12 protein-coding genes, 1 tRNA gene and 3 rRNA genes are annotated in these 22,119 nt (G+C 54.7%); 2 read left to right on the top strand and 14 right to left on the bottom strand.

Features of this window, described 5'->3' with window-relative positions; all coding sequences use genetic code 11:
- Positions 1-52: 52 nt before the first annotated feature.
- The 7 genes from BN2684_RS01690 to BN2684_RS01660 all read right to left on the bottom strand — a co-directional run bounded on the left by BN2684_RS01690 (position 53) and on the right by BN2684_RS01660 (position 5,414).
- Positions 53-859 carry a PSP1 domain-containing protein gene (locus tag BN2684_RS01690; RefSeq protein WP_058300436.1) on the bottom strand — a complete coding sequence of 269 codons (807 nt, stop codon included), beginning with the start codon at positions 857-859 and terminating at the stop codon, positions 53-55.
- Positions 860-862: 3 nt separating this feature from the next.
- Positions 863-1,840 carry a DNA polymerase III subunit delta' gene (gene holB, locus BN2684_RS01685; RefSeq protein WP_058300435.1) on the bottom strand — a complete coding sequence of 326 codons (978 nt, stop codon included), beginning with the start codon at positions 1,838-1,840 and terminating at the stop codon, positions 863-865.
- 75 nt (positions 1,841-1,915) lie between these two features.
- Positions 1,916-2,365, bottom strand: a complete 450-nt coding sequence (locus BN2684_RS01680) for a DUF327 family protein (RefSeq protein WP_058300434.1) — start codon at positions 2,363-2,365, stop codon at positions 1,916-1,918.
- A gap of 4 nt (positions 2,366-2,369) precedes the next feature.
- On the bottom strand, positions 2,370-2,699 hold the full coding sequence (locus BN2684_RS01675) for a cyclic-di-AMP receptor (protein ID WP_058300433.1): 330 nt from the start codon (positions 2,697-2,699) through the stop codon (positions 2,370-2,372).
- 26 nt (positions 2,700-2,725) lie between these two features.
- Positions 2,726-3,379: a dTMP kinase gene (gene tmk / locus BN2684_RS01670; RefSeq protein WP_058300535.1), complete on the bottom strand. Its 654-nt coding sequence runs from the start codon at positions 3,377-3,379 to the stop codon at positions 2,726-2,728.
- A 128-nt stretch (positions 3,380-3,507) separates the two neighbouring features.
- The gene (locus BN2684_RS01665) at positions 3,508-5,118 is read right to left on the bottom strand and encodes an aminotransferase class I/II-fold pyridoxal phosphate-dependent enzyme (RefSeq protein WP_234340129.1); all 1,611 of its coding nucleotides are present in this window, start codon (positions 5,116-5,118) and stop codon (positions 3,508-3,510) included.
- A gap of 113 nt (positions 5,119-5,231) precedes the next feature.
- A complete protein-coding gene (locus BN2684_RS01660; protein WP_058300432.1) occupies positions 5,232-5,414 on the bottom strand; it encodes a sigma factor G inhibitor Gin in 183 nt (60 codons plus the stop codon).
- Positions 5,415-5,602: 188 nt separating this feature from the next.
- Between BN2684_RS01660 and BN2684_RS01655 the strand changes: the two genes are divergently transcribed.
- A complete protein-coding gene (locus tag BN2684_RS01655; RefSeq protein ID WP_058300431.1) occupies positions 5,603-6,127 on the top strand; it encodes a hypothetical protein in 525 nt (174 codons plus the stop codon).
- 142 nt (positions 6,128-6,269) lie between these two features.
- Here the strand turns inward: BN2684_RS01655 and BN2684_RS01650 are convergent, their stop codons facing one another.
- From BN2684_RS01650 to BN2684_RS01620, 7 genes are all read right to left on the bottom strand, one after another.
- Positions 6,270-11,726 carry an immunoglobulin-like domain-containing protein gene (locus tag BN2684_RS01650; RefSeq protein ID WP_159065746.1) on the bottom strand — a complete coding sequence of 1,819 codons (5,457 nt, stop codon included), beginning with the start codon at positions 11,724-11,726 and terminating at the stop codon, positions 6,270-6,272.
- 163 nt (positions 11,727-11,889) lie between these two features.
- On the bottom strand, positions 11,890-12,885 hold the full coding sequence (locus tag BN2684_RS01645; RefSeq protein WP_058300429.1) for a response regulator: 996 nt from the start codon (positions 12,883-12,885) through the stop codon (positions 11,890-11,892).
- On the bottom strand, positions 12,860-14,836 hold the full coding sequence (locus BN2684_RS01640) for a sensor histidine kinase (RefSeq protein ID WP_082651681.1): 1,977 nt from the start codon (positions 14,834-14,836) through the stop codon (positions 12,860-12,862). The genes BN2684_RS01645 and BN2684_RS01640 overlap by 26 nt, the downstream gene beginning before the upstream one ends.
- 234 nt (positions 14,837-15,070) lie before the next feature.
- Positions 15,071-15,187 (bottom strand): 5S ribosomal RNA (rrf, locus tag BN2684_RS01635).
- A 219-nt stretch (positions 15,188-15,406) separates the two neighbouring features.
- Positions 15,407-18,340: ribosomal RNA gene (locus BN2684_RS01630) — 23S ribosomal RNA — on the bottom strand.
- Between the two features lie 913 nt (positions 18,341-19,253).
- Positions 19,254-19,329 (bottom strand) — tRNA-Ala (locus BN2684_RS01625).
- A gap of 123 nt (positions 19,330-19,452) precedes the next feature.
- Positions 19,453-21,011: ribosomal RNA gene (locus BN2684_RS01620) — 16S ribosomal RNA — on the bottom strand.
- The 16S, 23S and 5S rRNA genes sit together here with 1 tRNA gene alongside, the layout of an rRNA operon.
- A gap of 626 nt (positions 21,012-21,637) precedes the next feature.
- Between BN2684_RS01620 and BN2684_RS01615 the strand changes: the two genes are divergently transcribed.
- Positions 21,638-22,119, top strand: a 482-nt coding sequence (locus BN2684_RS01615) for a transposase (RefSeq protein ID WP_148449850.1), incomplete at its 3' end; no start/stop codon positions are given.

Here is a 22,119-nt window from a genome sequence, read left to right as displayed (position 1 = left end):
CAGGTAAGCAAGCGGCTAATCCGGCGATGCTGCTGAGTCTGACGCTCGGTTTCTACTCCTGCTCGGCAACGTCATCCGCAGGCAGTTCCATCACCTTGTTGTTCAGATCGAAGATCTGCACCTTGACGGTTCGCTCGGCTACGTTGAGGCTCAGCACCTTGCCGGTTCCGTAAGAGGTGAGGACCATTTTACCCGGCTTCGGCAGCTCGGTTTTGACACTTTCGTAGTTATCATGCTCATATTTGAGGCAGCACATCAGCCGGCCGCAGAGACCGGAGATCTTTGTCGGGTTGAGCGACAGGTTCTGGTCCTTGGCCATCTTGATCGATACCGGCTCGAAATCTCCCAGGAAGGAGGAACAGCACAGGATGCGGCCGCAAGGCCCGATCCCTCCGAGCAGCTTCGCCTCGTCGCGCACTCCGATCTGTCTGAGCTCAATCCGCGTGCGGAAGATGCTGGCTAGGTCCTTGACCAATTCGCGAAAATCGACCCGGCCGTCCGCCGTGAAATAAAAAATGATCTTGTTGCGGTCAAACGTATATTCGACGTCGATCAGCTTCATCTTGAGGTTGTGGTCCTTGATCTTCGCCTGACATATATGAAACGCGTCTCCCGCCGCCTTGCGGTTGCCATCCACCAGTACGGCGTCGTTCGCGTCCGCGATCCGAATGACTTTTTTGAGCGGCAGCACGACATCGTCTTCGGGGACGTCGCGTTTGCCGATCACCACTTTGCCGTACTCAAGGCCTCTCGCCGTATCGACGATGACGCTTTGTTCCTTCTCAACCGGCAGTTCATGGGGATCGAAATAAAAGATTTTTCCCGCCCGTTTGAAGCGCACCCCTACTACAGAATACAAAGTCTAGCCTCCTTGCATATCCATGATCAGCTTTTCCACAGCAAGCTGGGAATTCGCATGGGAACGTAACCGTTTCTGGACGTCGGTCACCTGCTCCATCGCATGAACCCATTCATGGGCTCCGCGGGAAAAGGCTTTGTCCGCCATCCAATCGACTTGATCGGCAAAAACCATCTGCTCGCGGCGGCCGCACTGCAGCTGAATCATGTCCCGAAGGAGAAGAAGCCACAGGTCAAGGATCGTATCCAGCCGTTCGGCCATCTCGCCCTTCGCGAGTTTCTGCTGCACGGTCAGCATCGCCGCCGGAAAACGCGTGAGCGTCTCCTTCGCTAATTGTACCATCGTGGTTCTCGCTTCGGCAAACCATTCCGCTCTCGCTAGCTCGCGCGCAGCCGGCAGGCCGGCCGCCAGCCTTACGGCAGTGCGGGCAAGCATCGCGGGGACCCCTTCCGCGATGAGCGCGGCCTCCATCGCATCCGGATTCTCCGGAACGAAGGACAGCCACTGCGACCGTGATTTGATCGTGGGCAGGAGCGCTTGACCGTTCTCCGTCAGGAGAATCGCCATGACGTCTGCGATGGGCTCTTCGAGGAATTTCAGCAGGCTGTTCGAAGCTTGAATCGTCATCCGGTCGGCCTGCTGAATCACATATATTTTTTTGCGAGCTTGCGAGGAACGATAGGCAAATTCCTTCTGCAGCTCGCGGATTTGTTCGATCTTAACCGAGGCGCCGTCCGGCTCGATCCAGTGGAAGTCCGGATGGTTGCCATGGATGACCTTGCGGCATTCCGGACATTCCCCGCATGCATCGCCGTGACCACGGACGCAGTATACGGCCTGGGCGAGCCAGAGAGCCATGTCCCGTTTGCCCGAACCGCGCGGCCCGTTAAAGATATAGGCATGGGACAAGCTGTGGTTTCGAACGCCTGTCCGGAGAATATGCCGAATCCGTTCCTGCCCGTCCGTTTCCTGAACCGACATGGCTTCCCCCTTCCCAGACTTTGTCGAAGCTATCTATCCGTTGCCAACCTCTATACTCACTCGCTGCCCGCGCTGTTAATAGAAGGTTTGAAACAGCAAGCCTTTGATCTCTCCTACCGAGGTTAACAGCGTCATACGGCCCTGCTCCGTCTCGAGAAGCTCGTCCGCAAGCAAGAGAAGCTCCCGGTCGATTTCATCCAGGAGCAGATACCTTCGATCCCGTCCTCCGCGGTCTCTTCCCTTCGCGTCCTTCAGCCCCACTCCCCGGCGCGCCGTTCGCTCCAAATACCTCTTGACCAAGCGCTTGTACTCGTGAAGCTCCCGCATGTTCATGGAGCGGGTGAAGCGCTCGGACTGCTGGTGAATCTGTTCGAGCTGCGCAGCGAGCTCTGGGTCTCGCGACTTCCCGCCGCCCTGCTGCTGTAGAATATCGGAAAAGGCTTTGCCGGAAATCGCCTGCTCCCCGCTCTGGGAAGCAGGGCTGACCGGACGGACCAGAGAAGAGCGGATACGATCGATTCGCATCCGATTAGAAATGCTCGAACCGTTCGACAGGAAGAACGAACACCGTCGCTCCGCCTACCTGAACTTCTACCGGGAATGGGATGTACGAGTCGGTGGTGCCGCCCATCGGCGATACGGGAGTCACCAACTGATCCCGAACCTTGCAGTTATTTCGAATGACCTGAAGAACCTCGCTCACGCGGTCGTCTTCGATCCCGATCAGAAAAGTCGTGTTACCGGACTTCAGAAACCCGCCGGTGGTCGCCAGCTTGGTGGAGCGAAAGCCCGCCGTGATGAGGGCGTTGGACAAACGGTTGCTGTCCTTGTCTTGTACAACGGCAATAACCATTTTCATCGTAAATCCTCCTCCTTCATTCTATCTTATCGCTTAATGCGCTCCGCAAGCAAGCTCTCGCAATCACGAATGATGTCGTCGAAGACTTCATCCGGGGAACGATCACCCCGCACCGGGACGATCCGCTCCGGATTCGCTTCTGCGATCGCATGGAAGCTGCTGCGGACACGCTCATGGTACTCGCTGCCCTTGCTCTCGATTCGGTCGAGACTGAGCGCGGGATCGGCTGCCGCACGCGCCCGCAGACGGGCTTCTGTCACACTCACCGGCACATCGATCAGATAGGTGCGGTCGGGAACAAGGCCGCCCGTCGCGAAGCGGTTGACTTCCGCAACGGTATGCACATCCAAACCGAGACCGTGTCCCTGATACGCTATGCTGGCGTCGACAAACCGGTCACAGAGCACGATTTTGCCTTCCTTGAGCGCCGGGATTATCTTCTCCTCGACATGCTGCGCGCGGGAAGCTGCATAGAGCAGCACCTCCGCCCGGTCCGCCATCTCCCGGTTTTCCGGGTCAAGGATGATGGAGCGGATCTTGTCGCTGATCGCCGTGCCGCCCGGCTCGCGGGTAGCCACGATGGGCAACCCAAGGCCGCTGAGCTCAGCTGCCACCCGGGCGATCTGGGTCGTTTTACCGGAGCCGTCCGGTCCTTCAAAGGTGATGAATAATCCATTCATGCCGTTCATGCTGTTCCTCCATCCGGGCTCTCGCCCGGCTATGAATCCGCCGGCTTAAGCCTGCGTGCCTTGTGCATTGCCTTTCTATCCCCGATTGATCATGCATAATCGGTCATTCCGATCCAGCATTATTCCGGCTCACGGGTAACCTTGAGCCCGGTCAGCCGCTCCTCCTCCGCTCCCTGGAAGCGTGCCCCGGAACGGGACAAGAGGGACAGATAGTCACTCATGGCTGCCGTTATCGGCTCGCCCGGATACAGAAGCGGAATTCCGGGAGGGTAAGGGATCACCATTTCGGCCGCATAGCAGCCCACCGCTTCGCTCAGCGACACCCATTCGATCGGGCGATTGGCCGAGGAAAACTCCGTCTCCGCGTCCCAGGGTATGGAAATCGGAGGCGAAGCCTCGAAAACGGGAGCATTCTCTAATAGATTCGGCAAAAACCTGCGATTTTCCTGCATTCCTCGCGATATTTCCGAATCGATAGCAGTGAGCGCTTCCGCCAGTCGGTCCATGTCCTCCTGCGGAGAAGCCAGACTGAACAGGCAAAGCACATATCGCGGGTCAGCCAGCTCTGTCATGCAGCCGTAGGCTTCGATTCGCTCCTGGAGCTGATACCCGCTCAAGGTCCCGCTTAAGTCGCATACGGACATTTTAAACGGATCGAGAGCATCGTAAACCGAAGCCTCTTCACGTTGGAGGAAAGCGAGCGCTGTCCAGCCCTCGGAGACCTTGCGCAGTCCCTTGAGGCGGGCGAGCGCCCGATCAAGCAGCTCGCCGCCTTCCGTCTGCATCTGGTAGCGGCTGAGATCCAAGGATGCGAGCAGCGGATACGAGGGGCTGGAGCTCTGCACCGCCGCCAGAATGCGCCGGATGCGCGGTCGGTTCAGCCGTTCTCCCTGAAGATGAAGCATCGCTCCCATGGTCATCGCCGTCAGCATCTTGTGCGTGGACTGCACGACGCCATCCGCTCCGCACGCCAAGGCCGAAGGCGGCAGCTCCGGGTGAAAGCCGAAGTGGGCTCCATGCGCCTCGTCAACCACAACCGGCTTCCCACAGCGGTGAACCAGCTCGACGGCTTCCCTCAGATCATCCGCCATGCCGTAATAGTTGGGGTTCGTCAGCAGAACCCCTCGCGCTTCGGGATAGCGCTCAAGCGCTTCGCGCAGATCGGCGAGCCGCACGCCTGCGGTAAGCCCGGATGCCGGGTCCAAGCGGCCCGGCAGGAATACGCAGCGAGCTCCAGCCAGTGCCGCCCCGTTCAATACCGATTTGTGCACATTTCGCTGCACGATGAGCAGGTCGCCGCGGCCGCACAGCCCCATGACGAGGGCAAGGTTCCCTGCCGTGCTGCCTCCGACCAGAAAATGCGTCTCCTCGGCACCAAAGCATGCTGCCGCGAGCTCCTGTGCCTCCCGGATGACCCCCGAGGAATGGTGAAGGTCATCGAGTCCCGTGATCTCCGTATAATCGATGGCCATGATGCTGCGGAACAGAGCCTCTCCCTCGGGATGGACTCCCTGCCCGCCTTTGTGGCCCGGAACATGATAGCTCGCGAGCGCCTTGTCCCGATATTGAAGAAGCGCCTCTACGAGAGGTGCTTTTGTCGTTAGATTGGGATCGCCATCCCCAAGGTCTTCCGCATTGCGATTCACTAAGCAATTCCCTTTGCTTTTCGCTTCATCATTCGTTATATCATTCGTTTTATCACTCGTCATGCTTTTCGCAGCATCCGTCACGCCCGCTCACCCTCCGCCGTGCAACAAAAGAAAGGAGATGCCCTAAGGGCTCTCCTCCACTATACCAAAGAAAAGCCCGTTTGAGGGAAGCTCTGCGCTCGTTCATTCGGGCTCTACGCGTTTTTTTTGAACCAAATCCCCTTCAACCGGTGAATGAAAAACGGATATTTCTCGTCCAGCACGTCGGTGCGCACCATCTCCGCTTCGCAGGCTTCGCAGATAAAGCCGGATATAATGGTGATTCCGCTCTTTCCCGTTTCCCCGCAGATGATGCATTCGCTGTTCGTTTCTTCCATTCTCGTTCACCCCTTTCTTGTTTTCTATTAGGATTGCCATATCTTTTGCCTTTCAAACTTTCACTCACATACTTTATCCGTATGCGGAATGCCCGCTTCCGGTGTCTGTACGCCTTTTTTTCGCAGAAAACTATTCCCTTGAACTCTTTCAACCGATATTTTAGGTAGAGAAATGACAGGAGGTCCCCATGCCCGAGCTCAATCTATCCAAGGATTCCACCTATTATCAGTATACACTTGTCCGCAAGTACAGCGTCCCCCGCCTCTTCAGCATCCTTTACGCCCTATTGCTCGCGGCAGTGTGCGCGCTGTTCGTCGTCCGGTTTGGACAAGCGGGCATCTACGCCGTCGTCGCCGCCGGGATCGGTGTTCCGCTCTTGCATACGACGATCGCCCGGATCTATCGGAGACTCTCCGGACGCTCGCAGGACGCCTGGAGCTTTCGGTTTGCCTCTCCCTGGGCGGGATTCCTGCCGGACGGACATTGTCCCTATCGCAGATGCCTCCGCATGCTGCATCAGATCTCTTTTCTAGGAGCCGCTCTGCTGGCCTTGATCTATGTGTGGGGACCGCCGGAATATGCCGCCTGCGGCCTGCTCGTCCACGCTTGGATCATTCTGCCGCATTATGCGCTCGCTCCCGTCTTTCTGCGGCTGAAGCCGGGAGGCCTCATTCGCTACGGCAAGCGGGAAGCCGCTTATTACATGCCGTAACTCCCGTATCGCCCATGCCGGGCACACACAGCAAGAGACCGATCCTGAGGGGAGTGCCTCGGAACCGGTCTCTTTTAGTGTTTGCTCTTTTGAGAGTTGCTCTCGTGCTTGCTTTTCCCTGTGAGCCTATTCGCCTATTCGCTTAGATCTTGTTCAAGAGCTTCAGGAAGCGATAAATCAGAGCGGCGGCTTCTCCTTTCAGCGTTTCACTTGCCGGCTTGTAAGCCTCCCCGCCTCTTCCTTCCACAAGGCCGAGCGCTTTCGCGGCATAGACGTCGTCGAAGGCCCAGAAGCCGATTTTGTCGGAGTCGATAAACCGCTCGATGGCTTCCGCCGAAATCTCCGTGCCTGTCGTCTTGCGGTACGCCCGCATGATGATGGCCGCCATCTCCTGACGATTGACGATGCGGTTCGGCTCATACTCCGTGTCGCTGACTCCCTTGATCACACCCGCATCCCTCGCGGCTGCAATGTAAGGAGCGTACCAATCCTTCGCCGCCACATCCGTAAAGCCGGTATCCGTCTTCTTGACCGGGAGCTCCAAAATCTTGGCGACGAGGGTTGCGAATTCAGCGCGGGTTATGCCCATGTTCGGGTGGAAGTTACCGGCGCTGTCTCCCTCCAGAATCTGACGGGAAGCAAGCAATTCGATGATCGATTGCGCCCAATGACCCTGAACATCCTTGAACGTTTTGGTGTATTCCATAAGCGCGATCTTGGTTGCACCCGTCACCGTAAGGGTCACAGTTACGGTATGTTTCGTCTTGTCGACCACTCCGCCTGCCGATTTCCACGTTTGCGTCGCTTCGTCATAGTAGAAGACCGAGAGGAAATCCTCTGCGCCGGTTAGCGCGGGGTCATACGGAAGGACGACGGACACTTGCGTGGATTCCCCAACTGCAACCGGGGTCAGCACATACGCATCGCCGATTTGCTTCATGCCCTCCGCGGAAGGCGCCGGAACGTTTGCCGCTGGAAGCTCGGCGACTCTCACCGTTTCCTTGCCTTTGACAACCTCCAGCTTTACTTCCTCGGTGTAGACGGGAACTGGCGGAGCGATAACAGTGACGCGGCGCTCGGCTTTACCGATGTTGCCCTTCTGGTCGCGTGCTGTGTACGTGATCACATACTCGCCTGTTTGGGTTGTATCCACATGCCCCACAATGATGATCCGGCTGGTGATGTCTCCGTCGCGGTCATCGATCGCGGTCGCTCCCGGATCGACAAAGTCGCTTCTCAGGTAAAGGGTGATGGATGCCTCTCCCTTGAGGGTGACGACCGGCGCGACGGTATCGGATGCGATGCTGTCCTTCTCAGCTTGAACGATGCGGTCGAAGCTGTCCACCAGATCGGCATAGTCGGTGTACGGCGCTTCGGCCAGTATTTCTTTGGCTACATTTTCCTTGTGCTGCTCGGTGAAGTCTTGGTAGGAGGCAATGGCTTCTGGGTGGAAGCCCGCATCCGTGTCGTCCAGGATGGCGAGCACTTCCTCAAGAGTTAATCCGCCGCCGTTTACCAGACTCAGCAGCTCCGCCCGTTTTTGCTCCAGGGACATGGTCATGACCGAATAGATGCTCAGGTGCCGGGTAAGAAGAGTCATGCGCCCGGTTTGCGCGTCATACTGGCCTCTCACATACTCCCAAGCTCCCTTTGCCTCGTTGTAATAGAAAGTCATGAAGACTTGATCCGCAATTCCTTGCCCGATCATCATCCCGAGCGTGATATCCTGATCTCCGGTATAGGAAGGGATGACCTGCTCGCTCAGAACTTGGCCGGAAGCATCGAGCTTGACGGCGACCATTTTGAAATCATAGATCTGATTTTGATAAATGCTCATACCGGCTTTGATGCTCGAAGTGAGGGACTCATTGCCCGGTTTGGCGGTGTCTACCTGCTCGCATACCAGCTTCAGCCTGGAGCCTTCCGGCAGGGCATTCAGCAGGTCCTGCGTCAGCGGGATTTCGATAGAAGCATTTCGGGTTTCCAGTGTCAGGGCAAGTCCGCTGTCGGCGATCTTCGCCGCTTGTTCCTTGGTCAGCTCCACTTGAACGGGCTTGTCCGTCGTGACATCCTCGTCCACTCGAACGACAATCTTCTTCTCGCTTTGCTGCTTGGCGCCTTCAATGGCTCCGTTCACCTTCTCGTCCGCCAAGACATCCCCGTTAGCGGCAGGGATAATAGCGTCTGCCGAGACAACGGCGGCCGTGACAATTACGGTCCGGACGATTTCGGTTCCATTGCCGGTGATGTCCTTCACGCTGTAGATCAGCGAGTAGGTTCCCGGCTTGTCGGTGTCGACATATCCCTTCACTTCGACGGAAGCCGTGAGGTTCCCGTCCACCTTATCGGTTGCCGTATAGCCCGGTTCGTGGAACAGGGTTCCCTGTTTTACGGTAACCGTGCTCTCTCCGACCAGCACAAGCTCCGGCGGCACGATATCGGCTACGGCTCTGACCATGAAGGTCTTGGTAACCGTCTCGTTGCCGTTCTTGATAGTAGCGGTCAAAGTCACGTACGTGTTGACATCCGGCTTGGTGAATTCTCCGCTTGCGGAGATCACCTCGGGGTTGCTGCTCGTCCAGGTTATGTCGCTGCCGTTCCCGCCAAGTACGGGAAGCTGGAGCTGTTGGGTAACGAGATTCTCATTGTCTTTCCCCAGATAGCCGATCTTCAATGAAGCCGCATCCGCTTCCGCCAGCTCCCGATGGTTGTCCAGCGTCTCAAAGCTGAGCTTGGTTACGTCGGAGGAGGCATCTCCATCGCTGTTCAGGACGACGACATAGAGATCATAAGCGGTCTCAACCGTAAGCCCGTCGACCGTTACCGTTTGCGTTACTCCGGCTTGAAGCGGTGCCGATTCTGCGGCAAGCGCTGCCTTGCCTTCGCCGTTCAATCCGGCGATGATCTGTTCCTTGCTCGGTGCTTCCGCATCTTTAGCAACGAGAACATAGTAGACCACACCGGCTTCGGTGCTCGTTGCCTTCACTTGCACATCGCGCTGATTTACTTGAGCAAGCTCGGCCGTCAGAGACGGGATCACGAGCGGCGCCGTGGTGAGACTCAGCACCTGCGGGGTGGAAAGATTGCCCGCTGCATCCTCCGCTACTACATAGACCTCATAGTCCGTTCCCGGAGCGAGTCCGGATACTGCGGTTGTTGCCGCCGTATTGGGGCTCGCGGTCGCGCTGCCGGAGTTTACCGGTTCGCCGGCCGCGTCCTGCCCATTCTTCACCTGTTCCTTCGTAGGGGCGGGCGCTCCCTTCGGAACAACTACGTAATAAAGCTTGCCGCCTTCATCACCGGTAGCGGACAGGACAGCTCCGGTCTTGCTGATGCTCTCAAATCCGGCAGAAACGATGACCGGGGGCTTCGTATCCACAATCACGAGGTTCGTTAAGGTAAGGATCGGGCTAACATTTCCCGCTTCATCCTTCGCTTCGATCTCGTAAGAGCTCCAGGTTCCGGCATCGAGGTAGCCGCTCGTACCGCGAATCCATTCGCTCCATTCTCCGCCGTTCTTCTTCACGCGGTATCCGTAGATGCCGCTGCCGCCGCTGTCGATAATCTGGAACACCGCATTCGTTACGGTCTTGTTGGAGGCAGCGGTCGTTTCAATTTGCGGTGCCGACTGGTCATTGATGACCGTCAGCTTTTGCGAGTAGGGCGATGACCAGCTATTGCCGGACTTCACGCTCAGCTTAACGGTATACGTATCCGTGGGTAATCCGCTGACATCGACAGTCGGTTCCGAAAGGCTGCTGGAATAGACCTCGTTGCCCATGGAATCATAGATCTTCCAGGAATACTCGTCGATGGCCACTCCTGCAGGATGGAAGGATTGTTGCCGCAGGGTAATGGAAGTTTCGCCTTCATGATGCTTGAGCACCTTGTCCGGCAGGGTAAATTCCGCAACCGGAAGAGCCAGCCCGTTCTGTGACAAGTATTTTACATCCGGCTTGCTCCACTTTTGGTCGTTGTCCACTACTTGAAGCTGGACGAGGTAATAGCCGTTCGCGTACACGAAGTCGGTCACGGTATCCGGCTTACCGAAGGTCCAGCCGTAATCGGACTGCCCGACGGTTTTCCACTTCCACAGCTCGCTCAGCGTTCCCCCTTCGGGATCAAAAGACTCGCTTTGCAGGCCATTCTCCGGGGTGTAGACGATGGAAGCCACCGGCGTGCCGCTGTCTTGAACCGCCTTGCGGTTCGCGGCGATGTAGCTGGCAATGGCTTCAACCGATTTCTGATAGTCTTCGTCCGAAATGAACGTCCCTTTTCCATCATTGTCCTGGATCAGCTTATCCGTTTCGTCGCGCAGGGTCGGCTCATCCTGACCTACGCCGATGTAATGCACGTCATCCTTGCTCAAACGGTACAAGACTTCGCTGCGAGTATCGGAGCTTGATGTGAAATCCGGCTCTACCGTATCCGTGAAGTTGACGAGATACCGATCGGTTCCGTCTTCCCATTCCGGGTTGCGGACGAGTTCGCCGAAGGTTTGCGTCTTGTTGCTCGTCATGCTGATGTTTTTGAAGGTGAAATACGTCAAAATGGTGCAGCCGTGGGCCACATAGCTGACCAGCGGTCCGAAACCGTAGCCATTCGAAGCCGAAATCACCACATCGCTATCGGCTCCCTTGGTGTCAAAAATCGTCTGCCCGTTCTCCACGAACTTCAGGCTGGTCGACGTAACATCCATCGAGATGTTCTTGATGGATGAGGTGCTCAGGCTGGGCTTTGTCTTCAGCAATTGCACGCCGGCTATGGTGCTGATCGTGCCGCCGGTCGCGTTATGGAACTGTGCGACATCCACATTCGCCAGCTTGTACAGTTTGACGTTGGGATGATAAGCCGTCACGATGTAGTTCTCATCATAATCCGGCCATTGAGCGGGAGCGTTGTAATCATAGAGAACCAGATAGCCGTTCATCTTACCGCTAGCCGTGATCTCCGTATTGAACAGGAACCCGGCACCCTCCAGCGTGTGGACATCGATTTTCCCTTCACTTAGCGTAAAGGTGATCGACTTCTCCCATTTGCTCGTATCGGGGTACAGCATAAAATCCTTGTAGGCGGGAGCGCTGTAGCCGAGGAAGTGAACATCTCCCCCCTTGGCATACACATGCTTCGAACGGAAGTACGTGCCCGTCAGGGATTCGTCATCCGGGCTGATATCCGTGAAATACTTGGTTGAATCGGGAGTCGTGCTTTCTCTGTAGTAATAATAAGGTCGGAAGCCTAGCAGATCATCCCAGGCCGCTGGGACACTGCCGTTCGTCGGGTAATCCTTGTTGTAATAATGATCATACGTCTTCCAATTGTTCGGGTTCGTCGCTTTGACATTCGCTTGATCAAAGACGTTCACCTTCACCTGGTTGCTGGGAATGCCGTACACTTGCTCCAGCACCGTTTTCAAATCCCGCTCGAACGTACTGACATCGCGGCCGCTGTTTCCAAGGGCAACCGCTACATCGATACCGGCTTCACCGGCAGCAGCGAAAGCCAAGGACCGAGCGGAAAGAGGCGAAATCAGCGACAACAGCATCGCCGAGACGAGAAGAATGCTCAATTTCTTTTTTAGGACCATTTGCCTACTCAAGCTAGTTCCTCCTGTTCCGTATGGGCATATTGTCATATTATCGGGAACCGGCTTACAAGATTCTTACACGTTCGCAACTGAAGAAAGCGAGAAAAACCCTTATAGAATAAGGTTTTCCCTCGCTTATAGGACCAAAGTTGTTCACTATTCTTAGCGAATCTCGTCAAAAATATTTGTGATAAAAGTCATTTACATCTTTTGCGTCTTCCTCTTGGAGGAGAGGGAGCTTCTGCAGCAGCAGCCGTTTGGCCCCTCCGCGGTTTCCCGCCGCTGCATAATGAGAGAGCGCGCGTTTGAGAAGACCGAAAAAGCGGTTATAACACAAGTCTCGCCTCCACAAGCTCCAAGGGTATGCCCGTTCCCCAAACAAATCCCCTTGGTAGAGGCCAAGCGCCTTCTCCGTTTCTTCCGCCGTCCACTCCTCAAAGGAGCCGTTCCTTTCTTCTTCCCGTTCAAATTCAGCCAGATCGCTGGATACGCCCTCCAGCACAATCCGGTAAACGCCCGTTTCGTTTTCAACCGAAGCACGGATATCGGCTTCTTTGAGCGCCTTTTTCAGCCGGAATACGGTGGTATAGAGATTTTGCTGCGCTTTATGCGGGTCAAGCTCCTGCCACAGGAGATCCATGATTCGCCATTTGCTGATCCCTCCCCCCCGCTCACTGACGAGCAGGGCAAACAGCTCTTCCACCTTAGAGGTGATCCAATTCACTTTCAGAGGAGTATCCTTTTTCCAAAATCCGATATCTCCAAATAATCTCAAGCTCACCGGCGCTTGCTGCGGGCGCACCGCTTGCGGCTTTTTCTTAACGATGCGAGAGAGCGTGTCTGCAATCGCATCCGGGTTAACCGGCTTCAACAGGTAATGAATCGCATTTAATTTAAACGCCTGTACGGCGTAGCGCTCGTATGCCGTGACAAAGACGATCTCCAGCTCCACATCCGCTTCCAAAAGCTCCGTCCCCAGGCTGATTCCATCCTTCTCCGGCATTTCGACATCAAGGAAAACGACATCGGCCGAGAGGAGGGGGATTTCGCGAAGGGCTGTATCCGGATCCGTGTATTCACCGACAATCTCCACCTGCTCGGTATCCTCCAGAAGCCGCCGTAGAAGAGCAAGTCCCAACGCCTCGTCATCCACAAGTATCGCTCGAATCATCTCGTTCCTCCTTCTCCTCGACCGGGATGGCAAACGTAACCCGGGTTCCGCCATTCCCCGTCTCGAAATGCAGCTGCGTGCCGTAAAACTCTCGCAATCGCCCATTGATATTGACGAGGCCGATCCCATTGCCTTCCGCTCTCTCCAGCTTGCCGGAACCGCCTTGAATCGACTCCACCTGCTGCCGGCTTATCCCTTTGCCGTTATCCTCCACGGATACGTGCAGCCAGTCCCGTTCGCGGCGGAGGGTCAGCTTGATCACTCCGCCCTCTCGATTGCCCATGACTCCATGCCGAATGGCATTTTCAACAAGGGGCTCGATCACAAGCGGAATGACTCGGACATCAAGGGCTTCGGGATCAATGTCATACTCCATGTGCAGCCGCGCTCCAAAACGGACCTGTTCGATATCGACAAAGAGACGGATCAGCTCCAGCTCTTTTCGGACCGTGACAAATTCGGAGCTTACGTCCATGTCAAAGGATTGGTGGAGGTAGCCGGAAAGCTTCTGGAGAAGCTCCGCTGCTTGAGCTCCGTTTATGTAGCAGAGGCTGATGACGCTGTTCAAGGCATTGAAGAGAAAATGCGGCTTGATCTGCGCCTGCAAGAAGGCCGATTCACTCTGACGCGAACGCCTCTCCGCTTCGTTCAGATTTTGTAGGCTCTGTCCAAGCTGAAGGGACACCCGCTCGTTATTCTGGAACATTAAATAGTAGCGGACGATCACCAATACGGCCAAGCTTAAGGAATACAGCACAAGAAACGCTATCCCGATGTTCATATTCGGCTTGAGGCCCATGCTGTACAACCCAACGTCCACCGTATAGACGCTCACACAAAACAAGGCAGCTACCAGTGCCGCATGTACACCCGGCTCCACGGGAGTTTTCTGGCGGTAGAAGCTTACCAGCACCGATATGAACACACCGAGAATGACAATTCCGTTCATTACACCCATATACCCAGCAAGCTGGATAAAGATCGTCGGAGGCGAAACAACCACGCAAAGAATGCATCCTGCATACACCACAGTTATCGCCTGCTTCACCCTTCTCGAAAGAAAGAGCACATGAGTTCGATGAATGATGAGGACCAGGGAGATCATGCTGCAGTAGGTGGCAATATGACCGAGGCGAAAGAGAGTTTCATAGCTGATCTGCGGAAAAATACGTGCAATAATGCGCTGACTGAGATAGCCAAGCATCACCATCGAAAACAGACAAGTAAGCCCAAAGGGCAATATCGCCAGTTCCTTCCTGCGAAAATGAGAAGACCCGACATAGAGCAGCAGATAAAAAAGCCCGATCGAGAAAAGCAAAGAAGCGGCAAAAGTCTCACCCAGCATATGACGGTTATTGTGGAGGACGATCGCTTCCCGACTGCCCAGCAGAATCGGACTGGCGATTCCTCCCCTAATATATTGATGGTTAGCGACCTGGACAATAATGTCGGCCGTTTCCGACGGCAGCTCGAAGGCAGCGGTTTGCGGGTAGTTGCTTTCTTTGATGATGGCCTGTTCGGTAAAAGAGCCGTTCTCCATCACGAGCTTCCCATTCACGTAAATGCGACTTGCGTTGCGGATGCTCTCTTTCTTAATGCCGAACATCCCATCTGCCGGAACGTGATGTAGGGTAAGTCGATAGGTTGCAAGCCCGGTGTTCGGATAGGAATGTCCGTCCGTGTCCTTCGTCCAGTTCCCCGGAACCTTCATCCAGGCAGGCTCTCCCTGCCTGCCAGCTGCGAAATCCTCGGGCTGTAGAAGCTTTCCCCAATAAAACTCCCAATCTCCGTTCAGGGCCATAGGGGATGAAGCGGTAAAGCCGGCTGCTTCCAAATCAAGCTCTCCATGGATTACCCAGTTCGGTTCCAGCTGACCCGCTCGATACAGAAACACGAGAATCAGAACGGCTACGAGCATTACTGCTGTTAGGTATCGTTTCCATGCTGTCATCGTTCGCCCTCAATTCGCTCGTTTCCGCTTAGAAGTACTTATCCATCATAGAATCCATCGGAGGGATGTTCAAGCCCAAACTGGCAGGAAACTCGCATTTTCGACATTTTTTTCATCAGCAGGCAGCTCCGCTTCTCGCTTTCGATCACCTAGATCGTGTTTGCAAACACGCTCCAGCTCCAATTCGCCCTGAAACAACAAAAAAGCCTGCACGGTGTGTGCAGACTTGATTGTGCTTGGCGACGTCCTACTCTCCCAGGACCCTGCGGTCCAAGTACCATTGGCGCTGGAGGGCTTAACGGTCGTGTTCGAGATGGGAACGCGTGGTTCCCCTCCGCCATTATCACCAAACCATTTCCCCAAAAAGTGAAGTGAAGCTCTGAAGCTTACTCCAATTACTTTTCGGGGACCCCGAAATTCGAGGTCGCTCAAGGAAGGTTATTCCCTGAAAACCGGATGCGAAGCAACTCGCGTGGAACATTCTTACCTGTGTGTCCCCTTGTTATCGGGGCCCCCGCAAAGTACTCGGCATCCGCTTCGTCAGCGTCTGCTTCACTTTGTGGGGTCTATTTGGATAAGCCCTCGACCGATTAGTATCCGTCAGCTGCATGCGTTGCCGCACTTCCACCTCGGACCTATCAACCTGGTCGTCTTCCAGGGGTCTTACTAACTGGGAAATCTCATCTTGAGGGGGGCTTCACGCTTAGATGCTTTCAGCGCTTATCCCGTCCGTACTTGGCTACCCAGCGATGCTCCTGGCGGAACAACTGGTACACCAGCGGTACGTCCATCCCGGTCCTCTCGTACTAAGGACAGCTCCTCTCAAATTTCCTGCGCCCGCGACAGATAGGGACCGAACTGTCTCACGACGTTCTGAACCCAGCTCGCGTACCGCTTTAATGGGCGAACAGCCCAACCCTTGGGACCTACTTCAGCCCCAGGATGCGATGAGCCGACATCGAGGTGCCAAACCTCCCCGTCGATGTGGACTCTTGGGGGAGATAAGCCTGTTATCCCCAGGGTAGCTTTTATCCGTTGAGCGATGGCCCTTCCATTCGGAACCACCGGATCACTAAGCCCGACTTTCGTCCCTGCTCGACCTGTACGTCTCGCAGTCAAGCTCCCTTCTGCCTTTGCACTCTTCGAATGATTTCCAACCATTCTGAGGGAACCTTTGGGCGCCTCCGTTACGCTTTAGGAGGCGACCGCCCCAGTCAAACTGCCCGCCTGACACGGTCCCTTCACCAGATCATGGTGACAGGTTAGAACCTAGATACGATCAGGGTGGTATCCCAACGTCGCCTCCACACATGCTGGCGCACATGCTTCTTAGGCTCCCACCTATCCTGTACAGACCGTACCCAAGTCCAATATCAAGCTGCAGTAAAGCTCCATGGGGTCTTTCCGTCTTGTCGCGGGTAACCTGCATCTTCACAGGTATTAAAATTTCACCGGATCTCTCGTTGAGACAGCGCCCAAGTCGTTACGCCATTCGTGCGGGTCAGAATTTACCTGACAAGGAATTTCGCTACCTTAGGACCGTTATAGTTACGGCCGCCGTTTACTGGGGCTTCGGTTCACAGCTTCGGGTTACCCCTAACCGCTCCCCTTAACCTTCCAGCACCGGGCAGGCGTCAGCCCGTATACTTCGCCTTGCGGCTTCGCACAGACCTGTGTTTTTGCTAAACAGTCGCTTGGGCCTTTTCACTGCGGCCCCCTCGGGCTATTCACCCTACCGAGGCACCCCTTCTCCCGAAGTTACGGGGTCATTTTGCCGAGTTCCTTAACGAGAGTTCTTCCGCGCGCCTTAGAATTCTCTTCTTACCTACCTGTGTCGGTTTACGGTACGGGCACCTTCGCCTGGCTAGAGGCTTTTCTCGGCAGCTTGAGATCATGACCTTCGGTACTGTAAGTTTCCCTCCCCATCACAGCCCAGCCTTACGGATTGCGGATTTGCCTACAACCCAGCCTCACTGCTTGGACGGACCATTCCATCGGTCCGCGTCACTACCCTTCTGCGTCACCCCATCGCTCATAACGGCTTACGGTGGTACAGGAATTTCAACCTGTTGTCCATCGACTACGCCTTTCGGCCTCGCCTTAGGTCCCGACTTACCCTGAGCGGACGAGCCTTCCTCAGGAACCCTTAGGTTTTCGGCGGACAGGATTCTCACCTGTCTTTTCGTTACTTATACCGGCATTCTCACTTCTGTACGCTCCAGCACTCCTTACGGTATACCTTCTCCGCATACANATACAGAACGCTCCCCTACCCAAGTACATTGGTGTACGAGCCATAGCTTCGGTGGCGTGTTTAGCCCCGTTACATTTTCGGCGCAGAGTCACTCGACCAGTGAGCTATTACGCACTCTTTAAATGGTGGCTGCTTCTAAGCCAACATCCTGGTTGTCTGTGCAACTCCACATCCTTTCCCACTTAACACACACTTGGGGACCTTAGCTGATGGTCTGGGCTGTTTCCCTCTCGACAATGGATCTTAGCACTCACTGTCTGACTCCCGGTGATCAGTCTCTGGCATTCGGAGTTTGACTGGACTTGGTAACCCTTGGCGGGCCCCGCATCCAATCAGTGCTCTACCTCCAGAGCTGTTACACCGAGGCTAGCCCTAAAGCTATTTCGGGGAGAACCAGCTATCTCCGAGTTCGATTGGAATTTCTCCGCTACCCCCACCTCATCCCCGAACTTTTCAACGTTCGTGGGTTCGGGCCTCCAGTGCGTGTTACCGCACCTTCACCCTGGACAGGGGTAGATCACACGGTTTCGGGTCTACGCCCACGTACTCATTCGCCCTCTTCAGACTCGCTTTCGCTGCGGCTCCAGCTTCTCGCTTTAACCTCGCACGTGAACGTAACTCGCCGGTTCATTCTACAAAAGGCACGCCATCACCCGTTAACGGGCTCTGACTTCTTGTAAGCACACGGTTTCAGGTTCTTTTTCACTCCGCTCCCGCGGTTCTTTTCACCTTTCCCTCACGGTACTGCTTCGCTATCGGTCGCCAGGGAGTATTTAGCCTTAGCAGATGGTCCTGCCAGATTCCCACGGGATTCCTCGTGTCCCGCGGTACTCGGGATCCGTCTTGGAGAGAGCTCGATTTCGGCTACAGGGCTGTTACCTCCTACGGCGGGCCTTTCCAGGCCTCTTCGCCTACCAAACTCCTTTGTAACTCCGTGTAAGACGTCCCACAACCCCTAGGGACAAGTGCGTAAGTTTAGGCTTCTCCGCGTTCGCTCGCCGCTACTGACGGAATCACTCTTGTTTTCTCTTCCTCGAGGTACTTAGATGTTTCAGTTCCCTCGGTCTGCCTCTTCTCCACCTATGGATTCAGTGAAGAGTGACTGCGCATTACCGCAGCCGGGTTCCCCCATTCGGACATCCCCGGATCAATGCTTGCTTACAGCTCCCCGAGGCATTTTCGTCGTTCGCCACGTCCTTCTTCGGCTCCTGGCGCCTAGGCATCCTCCGTGTGCTCTTACTAGCTTAACCATGTTGTCTTTTTGTCGAGGTAACCCTCGGCAAAAAAGAAACAGATCGACACATTCGGTAAGAATATTCCTACGCGTTTGTTGCTTCGCTATCCAGTTTTCAAGGAACAAGCTTTGTTTCTTGTTGCTTGTTGCTTCAAGAGCAACGAAGAATATAATATCACGCTTTTTAACCAGGGTCAACCCCTATTCGACATTTTCTTTTGGTGTACGTTTATGCCAATTGCAGCAGGCCTTTTCACGTCGCATTCGCTCCTCATCTTCCCCAACAGTTACCGCGTCAAGCCTTCGGTCATCTCAAGTCTCGAAGATGACGCCACTCCTCTACTCTCTCCTGTTCACTTCAAATACAGCGCCTTCCCAACGATGGCCCAACTTCTTATAATACCCGTCTACATCAATCAAGGCCTAGGCCTTGTCAGTCGGGATCGTCCCTACGGATTCTATCCTTCAGCTGTTTGCCCAGTCGACATGAGAGCTCTTTTGGACGAGCATATACATACCAAATACTATCTACGCAGCAAGCAAATTAGATCGTCTTCATAAGCTACAAAAGTGCAGGAATGGAGCGTATTTTACGGAAGCGAATCACGGAGCTTCACTTGTATTCGGAAACGAAGCGGGTTCGCTTAACTAATACGCTGTCAGCCCTAATCGTGTGGATATGGATCGACGTCAATAGGTGTGGGAAGTTGTGCGGAGACCGCTGTTATTAAGCTGACAGCGAACTAAATGCGAGAAGAGGGTACAAGATGGGCATCTTGCTTCAAGGAGAATGAATAGGATCGAGACAAGACGGGTCAGTCCTGCCGCGATCGCGACGACTCCGCCGTTTCCTCCGCGATATCGCAAGGAAGAAAACACAAAAAAGCACCTAAACCGTTATGGCTTACGTGCTTCTACTTGTTAGGAAATGGTGGAGCCAAGGAGGATCGAACTCCTGACCTCCTGCTTGCAAGGCAGGCGCTCTCCCAGCTGAGCTATGGCCCCTTATACCCGCAGAGGAAGTTCCTTCAAAACTGAACAAGAATGAGTGTGTCGCTTTGCTCCCTCGATCGGAGCGTCAAGTTCGTTACATATGGCGGACCATTACAGTCGCCGGTAACTCCCTAGAAAGGAGGTGATCCAGCCGCACCTTCCGATACGGCTACCTTGTTACGACTTCACCCCAATCATCTACCCCACCTTCGGCGGCTGGCTCCCTTGCGGGTTACCCCACCGACTTCGGGTGTTGTAAACTCTCGTGGTGTGACGGGCGGTGTGTACAAGACCCGGGAACGTATTCACCGCGGCATGCTGATCCGCGATTACTAGCAATTCCGACTTCATGCAGGCGAGTTGCAGCCTGCAATCCGAACTGAGACCGGCTTCTAAAGATTCGCTCCACCTCGCGGCTTCGCTTCCCGTTGTACCGGCCATTGTAGTACGTGTGTAGCCCAGGTCATAAGGGGCATGATGATTTGACGTCATCCCCACCTTCCTCCGGTTTGTCACCGGCAGTCACCTTAGAGTGCCCAACTTAATGCTGGCAACTAAGATCAAGGGTTGCGCTCGTTGCGGGACTTAACCCAACATCTCACGACACGAGCTGACGACAACCATGCACCACCTGTCTCAACTTTCCCCGAAGGGCACCTAACGCATCTCTGCCTCGTTAGTTGGATGTCAAGACCTGGTAAGGTTCTTCGCGTTGCTTCGAATTAAACCACATACTCCACTGCTTGTGCGGGTCCCCGTCAATTCCTTTGAGTTTCACTCTTGCGAGCGTACTCCCCAGGCGGCATGCTTACTGTGTTTACTTCGGCACCAAGGGTATCGAAACCCCTAACACCTAGCATGCATCGTTTACGGCGTGGACTACCAGGGTATCTAATCCTGTTTGCTCCCCACGCTTTCGCGCCTCAGCGTCAGTTATAGGCCAGAAAGTCGCCTTCGCCACTGGTGTTCCTCCACATCTCTACGCATTTCACCGCTACACGTGGAATTCCACTTTCCTCTCCTACACTCCAGTCTCCCAGTTTCCAAGGCGACACAGGGTTGAGCCCTGCGTTTATACCCCAGACTTAAAAGACCGCCTGCGCGCGCTTTACGCCCAATAATTCCGGACAACGCTTGCCCCCTACGTATTACCGCGGCTGCTGGCACGTAGTTAGCCGGGGCTTTCTTCTCAAGTACCGTCAAGCAAAGAGCAGTTACTCTCCTTACCCTTCTTCCTTGGCAACAGAGTTTTACGAGCCGAAACCCTTCTTCACTCACGCGGCGTTGCTCGGTCAGACTTTCGTCCATTGCCGAAGATTCCCTACTGCTGCCTCCCGTAGGAGTCTGGGCCGTGTCTCAGTCCCAGTGTGGCCGTTCACCCTCTCAGGTCGGCTACGCATCGTCGCCTAGGTGAGCCATTACCTCACCTACTAGCTAATGCGCCGCAGGCCCATCCTCAAGTAGCAGATTGCTCCGCTTTTCTTCTCCCCACCATGCGGCAGAAAGAACGTATCCGGTCTTAGCTTCCGTTTCCGGAGGTTATCCCAGTCTTGAGGGCAGGTTGCCTACGTGTTACTCACCCGTCCGCCGCTAAGCTTACCTTCATCCGAAGATTCAAGTAAACTCCGCTCGACTTGCATGTATTAGGCACGCCGCCAGCGTTCGTCCTGAGCCAGGATCAAACTCTCCATAAAAGTTTATAGATCGTTTCATTAAGCTCATTCTTTAACACTTGCGTGTTTGTTTGTGCGTCCTCGACCGAAGTCGATTTCGCGCGACATACTCACTCGTTTGTTCAGTTTTCAAAGAACTTCGTCCTTTGGTTGTCCGTTTCGCTTGCCGACGAACAATCGCGGTAACAAGGATACATCTTACCAGCCCAATCGATGAAATGCAAGCCTTTTTTAAAAATACTTTTGAATGGTGAATTTCACCGTACATGCCCATCCGTTTATAAACTCCGTTTTGGGTGTTAATACAGCTATTGCCCTGTGGCTTTCACTGCGAGATACAGCGTTGCTCTAGTCCACTCTTTTCCCACACGTTCGGAAGCAAAGCAGGCCTCCTTTAGGATAGAAATCTACACATATCCCCCTTGCCCTGTGCGATCAGGATAACTGTGTCCACGGAAACCATCCATCCAATATATAGAGTCCCAATATATAAAGAAAAGGACGTTCCAACAAAAAAAGAGGGTGTCCCAAAAGTCATCAAGGATGACAGAGGGGCGCCCTCTTTCTCATTTGGATAAGCAAAAAGAAACCACTCTTTGGTAAAATGGAGGTACCACCCAACCATAAGCCAAAAGGAGTCGGTTTCTTTGTACATTCAATATAGCATGGATCAACTGTGCTTACCAATGGATTTGGAAGAAGACATCCCCGCAAATCACCTCATTCGCGTGGTGAACGCCGCCGTCAATCGTCTCGACGACGCCATCTTCGACGCGGCGTACCCTGGAGGAGGACGAGATAGCTACCATCCCAAGATGCTCACCAAAGTCATCATCTACGCCTACACCCAGCGCATCTACTCCTCTCGTCAGATTGCCAAAGCCGTGCGCGAAAACATCATGTTCATGTGGATCGCAGGCCGACAACGACCGGACTTCCGCACCATCAATCGGTTTCGCTCGGAGCGCATGAAAACCGTGCTGGAGACCGTGTTTACCGCCGTTCTTCACTTTCTGGCGGAGGAGAACTACGTGCAATTGGAGCATTACTTCGTGGATGGTACCAAGATTGAAGCCAACGCGAATCGGTATACCTTTGTGTGGGGGAAAGCAGTCGTGAAGCACAAGGC

The organism is Gorillibacterium timonense (assembly GCF_001457415.1).
GTDB lineage: Bacteria > Bacillota > Bacilli > Paenibacillales > NBRC-103111 > Gorillibacterium > Gorillibacterium timonense.
Note: the sequence above shows the minus strand (reverse complement) of the source record. Positions and strands in the feature narration are given on the sequence as shown.